A 9,728-nucleotide genomic window follows, 5' to 3' on the forward strand; every position below is an offset into this window, starting at 1 on the left:
TATCCGTAGGATGGGTCGGGCGGCGTTCCGCGAGCTCCGCGAAACCCATCGATGCTGAGTTCCAGGCATCACAACGTGCCGCGCTCGACTCCGCCCGGTGGAGGTAAAAAGCGACCTCCACCCTACGCAGCGGTCATCTCCTTGCCTCTGTAGGGGCGAATTCATTCGCCCAACGGCGCACAGCGCCGTCCCTCCCGTGGGAGCGAATTCATTCGCGAAAATGGCCCACGCCGTGCTCGGCATCCATGGCAGAATCCTCGCCCATGTCCCGCCCCCAATGCCCCCGCTGCCAACGCCCCGCCAGCCATTGCCTGTGCCCGCTGATCCCCAGCCTGCCCAGCCGTACGCGCGTGCTCGTCCTGCAGCACCCGAGCGAGGTGGGGCATGCGTTGAACACCGCGCGGCTGGCGGCGCTGGGGCTGGAGAATGCCGAGCTGCGGGTGGGCGAGCAGTTCCCCGGACTGGCCGCCGAGCTGGCCGACCCGCGCCATGACGCGCGCCTGCTGTTCCCGGGGGACGAGGCCGTGTCGCTGGCGGATGTGGCCGGCAGCGCCGGGCGCCCGTTGCTGCTGGTGGTGCCCGACGGCACCTGGCGCAAGGCGCGCAAGCTGCTGCATAGCAACCCCGCCCTGGCGGCCTTGCCCCGGGTGACACTGCCGGCCGGGGGCATCTCCCGCTACCGCCTGCGCAAGGCCCCGGCGCCGGGGGCCCTTTCGACCATCGAAGCCATCGCCCAGGCGCTGGACCTGCTCGAGGCCCCGGCCCGCTTCGATGCCCTGCTCAAGCCCTTCGAAGCGCTGATCGACGGCCAGATCGCCGCCATGGGCGAGGAGACCTTCCAGCGCAATCACGGCCAGCCTCAGCCCGACACCGCCTCGCGGGAGAAGCCGTAGGCGCGCTCCACCCGGGCGATGCGCACCTCGAAGGCGTCGTACCAGTCCGCCCGGCCCCGTGCCCGCGCCAGGCTGTGGTCGGCCTGGCGTTTCCAGGCGAGGATCGCCGCCTCGCTCTCCCAGTAGGACACCGTGATGCCCAGCCCATCCGCCCCACGCGCCGACTCCACGCCGAGGAAGCCCGGCTGCTGGCGTGCCAGCTCGACCATGCGCTCGGCCGTGTCGCCGTAGCCGTCGTCGAGGGCGGTGCGCCGCGAAGTGAAGATCACCGCGTAGTAAGGCGCTGCCGGTGTCCGGGCGAACCCCTGCCCGCCGCCGCTCATTGCGCGCAGGCCTCGACGAAGGCCGCCACCAGCGGCGGCAGGCGCCCGGCCAGGGCTGCGCGTTCCGGCTGGAACAGCGTGGCGACGAAGAAGGGATGGCCCTCCAGCTCCACCGCGCGCACCTCGCCGCTGGCGTCCCGCGCGCCGACACGCAACGGCCCGCCCAGCAACGCCGCCTCGAACTGCGGGTTGAGCCCGTAGCGGCAGCGGTAGCCCTCGAAGGCCAGCTGTGCGCCATAGGCCCGGGCGATGCGCGACCCGGCCGCCAGGTGCACCGCGTCGATGGCTTCCACCAGGGAGCAGGCCAGTGGCGCGATCACCTGGCGGCCCGCGTCCGGTGCCGTCTCGCCGTGTTCGGCGTCGGCCCAGCCGAGCACGTTGCGCGCGTATTCCAGCAACGCGTGCTGGAAGCCGCCGCAGGTGCCGAGGAAGGGCACGCCGTGGCCCCGGGCATGTTCGATGGCGCGCAGCGTGCCCTCGGTGTCGCGGTAGGGGCTGCCCGGCACGCACCAGATGCCGTCGAAGCGGGCGAGGGCGCCCGCGTCGATGCCGTCGGTGGCCAGCCACTGGTGGGCCAGGCCGATATCCAGCAGCGATGCGGCCAGCGACAGCGCTTCGGGAATGGCCTGGTGGGCGGTGATCGAAAGGTCCTGGTCGCCGATCAGGGCGAGGCGAATGCGGGAAGTGCGAGGGCGGGCCATGTCCGTTCCTTGTCTGCGGCGCGATATGCGCGGTGGCAGGCGGACTATATAGTTGCGCTTCGGCACTCAATATTGGCGAAAATACAATTGATCATTGCAGCTGCGCACTATCGCCTGGAGCACGGCGACCTCGCCCTGGTGCTCGCCCTGGTCCGTGGCGGCAGCCTGGCGCGGGCCGCCGAGTTGCTGCAGGTGGACGTCTCCACCGTGTTCCGCGCGGTGCGCAGGCTGGAGAAGGCCCTGGGCGAGGAGCTGTTCGAGAAAAGCCGCGCCGGCTACCTGCCCGGCAGTACCGCGCTGCTCCTGGCGCAGCAGGCGGAACAGGCCGAGCACGCCCTGGAGGCCGCCCGGGTCGCGCTGGAGCAGGGGCGCGAGGTGCTCGCCGGCACCGTGCGCCTGACCTGTACCGACTCGGTGCTGCATGGCCTGCTGCTGCCGGCGCTGGCGCGCTTCATGCCCAGCTACCCGGCCCTGCACCTGGAACTGGCCACCTCCAACGACTTCGCCAACCTCAGCCGCCGCGACGCCGACATCGCCCTGCGCCTGACCACCGCGCCCCCGCAGCATCTGGTGGGGCGCTGCCTCGGTGCCGTGCCCTACGCCCTCTGCGCCAGCCCCGCCTACCTGCACGGGCGCGACCCGGCGGACCTGGCGGCCATGGCCTGGATCGCCCCTGACGAATTCCTGCCCAACCACCCCAGCGTGGTCTGGCGCCGCCAGCGCTTCCCGGCGCTGGTGCCGGCCTATCGCTGCAACAGCATGCTCGCGGTCGCCCAGATGGCCCGGGCCGGCCTTGGCGTCGCGGCCTTGCCGCGTTTTCTCATCGAGGACGGACTGCAACCGCTGGAGGCCGACCTGAGCCCTTGCGACACCGCCCTGTGGCTGCTGACCCGTCCCGATTGCCGTGCCTTGCGCTCGGTGGTGACGCTGTTCGACGAGCTGGGTCGCAGCATCCACCTGGAACCTTGAAAGGGCTGTGTTCGCTTAGCTCCATAGGTAATTAATAAATGAAAATTGATTATTTATGGATATAAAAAGTGCGGTGATAGTCTCCTCCCCATCGAGTCACTCCAGCGCTCCCGAGGAGACATCCATGAGCCGCACCGCAGACGTCATCGACCTCAACAGCTACCGTGTACGTCGCCAGGCGCGCCGCATGGCCGAGCTGATGTGGAGCATGTATGCCCTGCGTTCCGGCTACGCGGCCCACCAGCTCGTCCAGAGCGGGTCGCTGGATCGCTCGCGGGAGGCCTGAGGCATGAGCGCCCCCAGCTCATTCCTCGCCTCGGATAGCCCCACCCTCGAACTCGCCCAACCCAACGCCGGCAACCGTGACGACGACCTGATCAGCCAGCGGGTCGCCCACAACCTGTTGCGCCTGCGCAGCAAGCGGCAACTGTCGCTCGACGCGCTGGCGCGGCTCTCCGGCGTGAGCCGGGCGATGCTGGCGCAGATCGAGTCGGGGCGCAGCGTCCCGTCCATCAAGGTGTTGTGCAAGGTCGCCCAGGGGCTCAAGGTCTCGGTCGCCGCCTTCCTCGACGACCGCGCCTTTTCCGGTGTCGCGGTCCTGCCGGCGGCGCAGAGCAAGCGCCTGGTCAGCGCCGGGGAGGGCTTCGTCAGCCGCGCGCTGTTTCCCTTCGAGGTGAAGCGCCAGGCCGAGTTCTACGAAGTGCGCCTGGCCGGCCTCGCCACCGAGGAAGCCCAGCCCCACGCGCCGGGCACCCAGGAGAACCTGGTGGTCGCCCAGGGCGTGCTGGAAGTCAGCGTCAACGACGAGCGCTACCTGCTCTCCACCGGGGATTCGATCCTCTTCTATGCCGACCAGCCCCACAGCTACCGCAACCCGGCCAACAGCGAAGCGATCATCTACCTGGTCATGACCTACCCGGAAAGCCTGGACTAGATCCGCACCAATCGCGGCACTGTCATGCGTCGCCTTGTGGGAGCGAATTCATTCGCGATGGACTATCCGGCCATCCGCAGCCCTGTGCCTGCGGCGGGTCTTTCGCGGTACGGTTTCGTAGGATGGGTAGAGGTACGAAACCCATCAATGCGCGGTTGCAGGCATGCTCGAACACATCCCGCGTGAACAGTGACATCGAGCGTACCCACAGCTACCACCGCATGGGTTTCGCTCCGCTCTACCCATCCAACGAGCCACGGTCTGTCGGTCATCCATTCGGGACGCTCCGTAGGGTGGGCTTCAGCCCACCGCTCATGCCATCCGGGCCGTCCCATCGTTCACGGTGGGCGTCGCCATGACGGGATGAAAAAAACCCGGCCCAGGTTTCCCTGGCCGGGCTTTTTCACGGGCGGTGTGTCAGCAGGTGCAGCACATCACCGGCATGCCGTTGCAGCTCATCATCATCGGCATGCCGCACTCCATCATCTTCATCATCAGTGCGCAGCAGTTCTTGAACATGTCCATGTTCATGCCCTGCATCGGCATCATCTTGCACATCATGCCGTTGCCCTGCATGGAGCAGGTCATCATGCACTTCATCGACGGCATGGGCATGCCCATCATCATCGGCATCATGGTCATCTGCGGCATGCCCATCATGGGCATCATCGCCATGCCGGCCTGGGACATGCACATCATCGACATGTTGCCGCAGTGCATCATCATCGGCATGCCGCAATCCATCATCATCGACATCATTTCGCAGCTGTTGCGGAACATGGCCATGTCCATGCCGGCGGCCGGCATCATGGTGCATTCCATGCAATCGTCCATCATCTTGCAGGACATGGTGGCCATCATCATCGGCATGCCCATGGGCATCATCATGCCGTTCATGTTCATGCCGGCGTTCATCGGCATCTGCATCGCGTTCATCATGTTCAAACTCCCTGAAGCCAGAATTGTTCGGATGGGTCGAAAGGTTTCGTGGGGCCGATTCTAGGCAGCGCGGCGGGGCCAACAAGATGCTCAGGAAGCAGCGGTCGAGCCCGCATCGGCAGCGCTAATGACGGTATGGCAGGGAGTTTCGAGGCAGGAGCGTCCATTCGTCTGCTGGAGCGATCGAGCAGGGCGTGGGGAAGGCCGGATCGACGCTATGGATATTCACTTCAGCGCTATGCAAAGAACTGAAGTGAATAATCGATCTAACCAGCCGCCGGTTTTTCGCGGCGAAGAGGAGGGCGCTGCATCAGATGCCCCAGCGCGCCGCCTTCAGGCTCTCGCCCAACTGGTGTGGATGCAGCCGTGCGGGGCGGCGCCGGAGGATTTCCAGCAACTGCTGCAGGCCGTCCTCCAGGCGCTGGTGCAGGTCGTCGGCCAGGGTGCCACCCTGGTCGTCGTAGCTGACCTGGGCGTCGATGGCGAAGATGCCGTGCAGCACCTCTTGCGCCTTGAGGGCGGAGAGCACCGGCTTGAGCGCGTAATCCACCGCGAGCATGTGGGCCAGGCTGCCGCCGCTGGCGATGGGCAGCACCGGCTTGTCGCACAGGGCGCGCTCCGGCAGCAGGTCGAGCAGGGTCTTCAGCGCCCCGGAGAAGGACGCCTTGTACACCGGCGTGGCGATCACCAGCGCATCGGCGCCGGCCACCGCCTCGATCAGCGCCTGCACGTCCGGGCTGTCGAAGCGCGCGTGGAGCAGGTCCTCGGCCTTGAAGTCGTGGATGCCGAAGTGGCGCACGGTCGCGCCGTGCGCGACGAGCCAGCGCTGGCCGTGGGCGAGGATCACGCCGGAGCGCGAGCGCAGGCCGGGGCTGCCGGCGAGGGTGACGATCCGCATGCTGCGCTCCTCAGGCCGCCTGGCCGGTGGCGGGGGTGTCGTGGCCGGTCAGCTCGGTGAGCAGTTCTTCCTTGAGCTTCTGCAGCAGCGGCGAGGCGCGGTCGCGTGGGTGCGGCAGGTTGACCCGGATCTCGTGCTTGATGCGCCCCGGGTGCGAGTCGAGGACGATCACCCGGTCGCCCAGGTAGAGCGCCTCCTCGACGTCATGGGTGACCATGATCATGGTGCTGCGCTGCTGGATCCAGATGCGTTGCAGCTCGCGCTGCAGATGCACGCGGGTGAGGGCGTCGAGGGCGCCCAGGGGCTCGTCGAGCAGCAGCACCTTGGGCTTGTTCACCAGCGCCCGGGCGATGGCCGCGCGTTGCGCCATGCCGCCGGAAAGCTGGTGCGGCCAGGCATTCTCGAAGCCCTGCAGGTTGACCAGGGCGATGTGCTCGGCCACCAGCCGCTCCTTCTCGGCGGCGCTGAGGCGGTGGTTCTTCAGGGCCAGGGCGATGTTCTCGCGCACCGTCATCCAGGGGAACAGGCGGTGGTCCTGGAACACGATGCCGCGCTCCAGGCTGGTGGCGGCGATGCGCCGGCCGTCGAGGAGGATCTCGCCCTCGTAGTCGTTCTCCAGGCCGACGATCAGCCGCAGCAGGGTGGATTTGCCGCAGCCGCTGGCGCCGACGATGCTGACGAACTCGCCGGGGGCGACCTTCAGGTCGATGCCTTCGAGCACCGGCAGGGTGCGGCCTTCGATGCGGTACTGCTTGCTCAGGCCGCGGATCTCCAGGGCACCGGTCAGCGTGTGGGGCTGCCCCAGCGGGGCCTTCTGTGGGAGTGCTGTCATGGTCATCAACCTGTGTTCAACGGGTGTTGCGCCAGCGCAGCAGATGGCGCGCCAGGCGGGAAAAGGTGAGGTTCATCAGGTAGCCGAGCAGGCCGATGCAGAGCACCGCGAGGACGATCACCTCCATGCGCGAGCCGGCCTCGGCGCTCATCATCAGGTTGCCCAGGCCCGCCCCGGAGGAGAGGAACAGCTCGCTGCCCACCGCCGTCACCCAGGCGAAGGCCAGGGCGTGCAGCAGGCCGGTGGCGATACTCGGCAGCGCGGCCGGCAGCAGCACATGGCGGAACTGCTGCAAGGGGCGCAGCTCGAAGACCCGGCCCACCTCGCGGTAGCGCTTCTCCACCTGGGTGAAGCCCTCGTAGGTGTTGAGCACCATCGGGTAGAAGGCGGCCAGGGAGACGATCAGCACCTTGGAGAATTCGCCATTGCCGAACCACATGGCGATCAGCGGGATCCAGCCCAGCATCGGCACCTGGCGGATGGCATGGAACAGCGGGCCGATGAGCCGGTCGGCCACCTTCGACAGCGCCATCAGCACGCCCAGGGCGAGGCCTGCGATCACGCCGAACAGCAGCCCGCCGCTGGTGCGCGCCAGGCTGGCGAAGAGGTTGACCAGCAGCTCGCCGTTGCCCAGCAGCTCGACCGCCGCCCGGCCGATGCTGCTCAGCGGGACGAAGGCATAGGCGTTGGCGGCGTCCTGGCGCGACAGGGCTTCCCAGCCGGCCAGCAGGGCCAGCGGCAGCACCAGGCCGCGCAGGCGCGGCAGCCATGAAAGGATTCGGGACATGGGCATCTCCTAGCGCGACTGCCAGCGGAACAGGCGACGTTCCAGCAGGCGGAAAATGAAATCGAGGCCGAAGCCGATCACCCCGGTGACCAGCACGCCGACCATCACCACATCGATGCGCAGCATCTGCCGGCCCATCTCGATCATCTGCCCCAGGCCGCTGTCGGCGGCCAGCAGCTCGGCGGCCACCAGCACCACCCAGGCGCGGGTCAGGCTGATGCGCAGGCCGGTGATGATCGGTGGCGCGGCGGCGGGGAAGGCCACCTCGCGCACCAGGGTCGGCCAGCTCAGGCGGTACACGTCGGCCACCTCGAAGTAGCTGCGCGGGATGGCCTTCACCCCCTCGCTGGCGGCCAGGGCCACCGGGAAGAACGCCGCCTTGGCGACGATGACGATCTTGAAGGTCTCCTCGATGCCGAAGAACAGCACGAACATCGGGATCAGGGCGATGCTGGGAATCTGCCGCAGGCAATGGAACAGCGGGCCGCAATAGGCCTCCACCTGCTTCGACAGCGCCATCAGCACGCCGAAGGCCAGGCCGCCGACGGCGCCGAAGCAGAAGCCCAGGCCCAGGCGCGACAGGCTGCCGCCCAGGTGCTCCTGCAGCTCGCCGCTCTGCAGCAGCTCCTCGAAGGCCTGCAGCACGTGCAGCGGCGGGATCAGCAACTGGCGGGGGAACAGGCCGGCGTCGGCCACCACGGCCCACAGCGCGAGCAGCGCCAGGGGCGAGATCAGCCAGGTGAGCGCACCCGGCAGGCGTTTCAGGGTCGCGGTCATGTCAGGCCTCGTTCAACAGCGAAGGGCGGGTGCCGGGGTCCGTCGCCGGGCGCGCAGCCAGCAGGCGAGGGCGGTGGCCAGCACCAGGGGAATCCAGCAGAGGAACAGGTTGCCGAGCCCGGCCAGGTGGCTGACCAGCCCGCCGAGCATGGCGCCGCCGAAGCCGCCGAGCATGGTGGCGAGGTTGAACAGGCCGGAGATCTTGCTCTTGTCCATGGCGTGGCTGGCCAGTTGCGCCATGTTCACCAGGTGCACCTGCGCCGCGGCGATGCTCAGCAGCACCGCGCCCAAAGCCAGCAGCCAGTAGTCATGGGCCAGGCCCAGCAGGGCCAGGGCCGCCACCGCCGCCAGCAGGCTGGAGCCGTAGGCGAAGGCGCGACCGCCGAGCTGCACCAGGCGGCCCAGGCCGAACAGGGCGAGCACCGAGGCCAGCCCCTGGATCATCACCAGGCTCACCGCCTGGCCCTGGGTCAGCCCGGCCACCTGCATGGCCAGCAGCAGGATGAAGGTGCCGTAGAGCGAGCCGGTGGACGCGCTGACCGCCTCGATCAGGCAGCTCTCGCTGATCGCCGGGTTGCCCAGCATGGTGCGCACCTCGTCGAGCAGGCCGCTGCCCGGCACGCCGGCCACGGCCTCGTCGCCGGCGTCCTCTTCCCAGAAGCCCAGGCTGTAGGCGGCCATCGCGCCGAAGCACAGGCCGATCACCACGAAGCCCAGGGTGAAGCTGCCGGTGCCGCTCAGGGCGTTGCCCAGCAGCGGGCCGATCAGGCCCATGCCCAGGGTCAGGGCGCCGCGGTACCAGCCGGCCTTGGCGTGGCCGATGTGGCGCAGCTGGCGGAGGAAGGCGCTGTTCATCGAGACGATGCGGAAGGGGATGCACAGGCCGATCAGCAACCGCGCCACCGCCAGCCACAGCCAGCTGGCGAACACGGGGATCAGCAGGTTCAGCAGCATCGGCCCGAGGCTGGCGAGGAAGTACACCCGCCGTGCGCCGAAGCGGGCGATGACGAAGCCGGCTGGCAGGGTGACGAAGATCATCCCCAGGGACTCCATGGCGGCGATCACGCCGATCTGCATCGAGTTGGCGCCCAGCTCCAGCGCATAGAGGGTGGTGACGATCTTCGCCATGCCGATGGTGGCGCCGCTGAAGGCGGCCAGCAGCAGGAAGTTGAAGAGGAAGGCGGAGGGCCGCTGGCTCATGGTCGCGCCCCGTATTGCGGGAGCGGTGCCGTGACGGGCGAAGGTGGAGCGGAGGTCGGGAGCATCGGCTGGATCCTGGTCGAACAGCTGGCAATCGGTAGCGCAGGGCGCATCGACCGCATGGGCCGGGAGACATAGCAGCATGCGTGCCGCTTTTTGGTGTTCGTTCAACTCATTGAATTAAAAGGATTTTATGGGGCGTTTCGGCGCGACTGCGGCTGTCGTGCTGCAAGGCCAGCAGCCCGCTGCTTGCAAGGTGTTGCTGGGGCAGCAGTGGGGCGACAGGGTGTGTTTGTCGGGGCTGTGTGGGAGCGAATTCATTCGCGATGCGGTGCCACCAGCCACCCTCGGACTCGCCCGAAATGTAGATACCGTCTTGATTCCTAGTGAGCAAGGGCCAGTTTTGCGTCAAATGGCCGGCCCGATTTCAAGACGCCATAGGCGATGTTCAGCAGCTTGCGCATCGCTGCGCAGA

12 protein-coding genes are annotated in these 9,728 nt (G+C 67.9%); 4 read left to right on the plus strand and 8 right to left on the minus strand.

From position 1 onward, the window contains the following. The first annotated feature begins 263 nt into the window (after positions 1-263). On the plus strand, positions 264-893 hold the full coding sequence (locus tag WFQ67_RS27795; protein WP_337058784.1) for a tRNA-uridine aminocarboxypropyltransferase: 630 nt from the start codon (positions 264-266) through the stop codon (positions 891-893). Here the strand turns inward: WFQ67_RS27795 and WFQ67_RS27800 are convergent. After that, positions 860-1,216: an antibiotic biosynthesis monooxygenase family protein gene (locus tag WFQ67_RS27800; RefSeq protein WP_337058785.1), complete on the minus strand. Its 357-nt coding sequence runs from the start codon at positions 1,214-1,216 to the stop codon at positions 860-862. The genes WFQ67_RS27795 and WFQ67_RS27800 overlap by 34 nt on opposite strands. Next, positions 1,213-1,917, minus strand: a complete 705-nt coding sequence (locus WFQ67_RS27805) for a CTP synthase C-terminal region-related (seleno)protein (protein ID WP_337058786.1) — start codon at positions 1,915-1,917, stop codon at positions 1,213-1,215. Before WFQ67_RS27805 ends, WFQ67_RS27800 begins: the two co-directional genes overlap by 4 nt. An 81-nt stretch (positions 1,918-1,998) precedes the next feature. Between WFQ67_RS27805 and WFQ67_RS27810 the strand changes: the two genes are divergently transcribed. From WFQ67_RS27810 to WFQ67_RS27820, 3 genes are all read left to right on the plus strand, one after another. Beyond that, on the plus strand, positions 1,999-2,886 hold the full coding sequence (locus WFQ67_RS27810; protein WP_337058791.1) for a LysR family transcriptional regulator: 888 nt from the start codon (positions 1,999-2,001) through the stop codon (positions 2,884-2,886). 124 nt (positions 2,887-3,010) lie between these two features. Next, entirely contained in the window at positions 3,011-3,172 is a 162-nt protein-coding gene (locus WFQ67_RS27815; RefSeq protein WP_173178928.1) for a hypothetical protein, read from the plus strand. Positions 3,173-3,175: 3 nt separating this feature from the next. Beyond that, positions 3,176-3,820 (plus strand): helix-turn-helix domain-containing protein, encoded by a 645-nt coding sequence (locus tag WFQ67_RS27820; protein WP_337058787.1) that lies wholly within the window; start codon positions 3,176-3,178, stop codon positions 3,818-3,820. Between the two features lie 417 nt (positions 3,821-4,237). Here the strand turns inward: WFQ67_RS27820 and WFQ67_RS27825 are convergent, their stop codons facing one another. From WFQ67_RS27825 to WFQ67_RS27850, 6 genes are all read right to left on the minus strand, one after another. Continuing rightward, complete coding sequence (locus tag WFQ67_RS27825) at positions 4,238-4,759, minus strand: hypothetical protein (protein WP_213625532.1); 522 nt, start codon at positions 4,757-4,759, stop codon at positions 4,238-4,240. A gap of 310 nt (positions 4,760-5,069) precedes the next feature. After that, positions 5,070-5,657: an NADPH-dependent FMN reductase gene (ssuE, locus tag WFQ67_RS27830; protein ID WP_213625531.1), complete on the minus strand. Its 588-nt coding sequence runs from the start codon at positions 5,655-5,657 to the stop codon at positions 5,070-5,072. Between the two features lie 10 nt (positions 5,658-5,667). Then, positions 5,668-6,489, minus strand: a complete 822-nt coding sequence (locus tag WFQ67_RS27835; protein WP_213625530.1) for an ABC transporter ATP-binding protein — start codon at positions 6,487-6,489, stop codon at positions 5,668-5,670. 16 nt (positions 6,490-6,505) lie between these two features. Then, the gene (locus WFQ67_RS27840; protein ID WP_213625529.1) at positions 6,506-7,276 is read right to left on the minus strand and encodes an ABC transporter permease; all 771 of its coding nucleotides are present in this window, start codon (positions 7,274-7,276) and stop codon (positions 6,506-6,508) included. Between the two features lie 9 nt (positions 7,277-7,285). After that, complete coding sequence (locus tag WFQ67_RS27845) at positions 7,286-8,053, minus strand: ABC transporter permease (RefSeq protein WP_213625528.1); 768 nt, start codon at positions 8,051-8,053, stop codon at positions 7,286-7,288. A gap of 12 nt (positions 8,054-8,065) precedes the next feature. Then, the gene (locus WFQ67_RS27850) at positions 8,066-9,253 is read right to left on the minus strand and encodes an MFS transporter (RefSeq protein ID WP_337058788.1); all 1,188 of its coding nucleotides are present in this window, start codon (positions 9,251-9,253) and stop codon (positions 8,066-8,068) included. Positions 9,254-9,728 lie beyond the last annotated feature (475 nt).

This window comes from Pseudomonas sp. USHLN015 (assembly GCF_037153275.1).
Taxonomy (GTDB): Bacteria; Pseudomonadota; Gammaproteobacteria; order Pseudomonadales; family Pseudomonadaceae; genus Metapseudomonas; species Metapseudomonas tohonis.

Excerpts from the sequence above, each read along its gene's own strand:
- WFQ67_RS27795 (WP_337058784.1), top strand. The coding sequence starts at position 264 with ATGTCCCGCCCCCAATGCCCCCGCTGCCAACGCCCCGCCAGCCATTGC.
- WFQ67_RS27800 (WP_337058785.1), bottom strand. The coding sequence starts at position 1,216 with ATGAGCGGCGGCGGGCAGGGGTTCGCCCGGACACCGGCAGCGCCTTAC.
- WFQ67_RS27805 (WP_337058786.1), bottom strand. The coding sequence starts at position 1,917 with ATGGCCCGCCCTCGCACTTCCCGCATTCGCCTCGCCCTGATCGGCGAC.
- WFQ67_RS27815 (WP_173178928.1), top strand. The coding sequence starts at position 3,011 with ATGAGCCGCACCGCAGACGTCATCGACCTCAACAGCTACCGTGTACGT.
- WFQ67_RS27820 (WP_337058787.1), top strand. The coding sequence starts at position 3,176 with ATGAGCGCCCCCAGCTCATTCCTCGCCTCGGATAGCCCCACCCTCGAA.
- WFQ67_RS27825 (WP_213625532.1), bottom strand. The coding sequence starts at position 4,759 with ATGATGAACGCGATGCAGATGCCGATGAACGCCGGCATGAACATGAAC.
- ssuE (WP_213625531.1), bottom strand. The coding sequence starts at position 5,657 with ATGCGGATCGTCACCCTCGCCGGCAGCCCCGGCCTGCGCTCGCGCTCC.
- WFQ67_RS27835 (WP_213625530.1), bottom strand. The coding sequence starts at position 6,489 with ATGACAGCACTCCCACAGAAGGCCCCGCTGGGGCAGCCCCACACGCTG.
- WFQ67_RS27840 (WP_213625529.1), bottom strand. The coding sequence starts at position 7,276 with ATGTCCCGAATCCTTTCATGGCTGCCGCGCCTGCGCGGCCTGGTGCTG.
- WFQ67_RS27845 (WP_213625528.1), bottom strand. The coding sequence starts at position 8,053 with ATGACCGCGACCCTGAAACGCCTGCCGGGTGCGCTCACCTGGCTGATC.
- WFQ67_RS27850 (WP_337058788.1), bottom strand. The coding sequence starts at position 9,253 with ATGAGCCAGCGGCCCTCCGCCTTCCTCTTCAACTTCCTGCTGCTGGCC.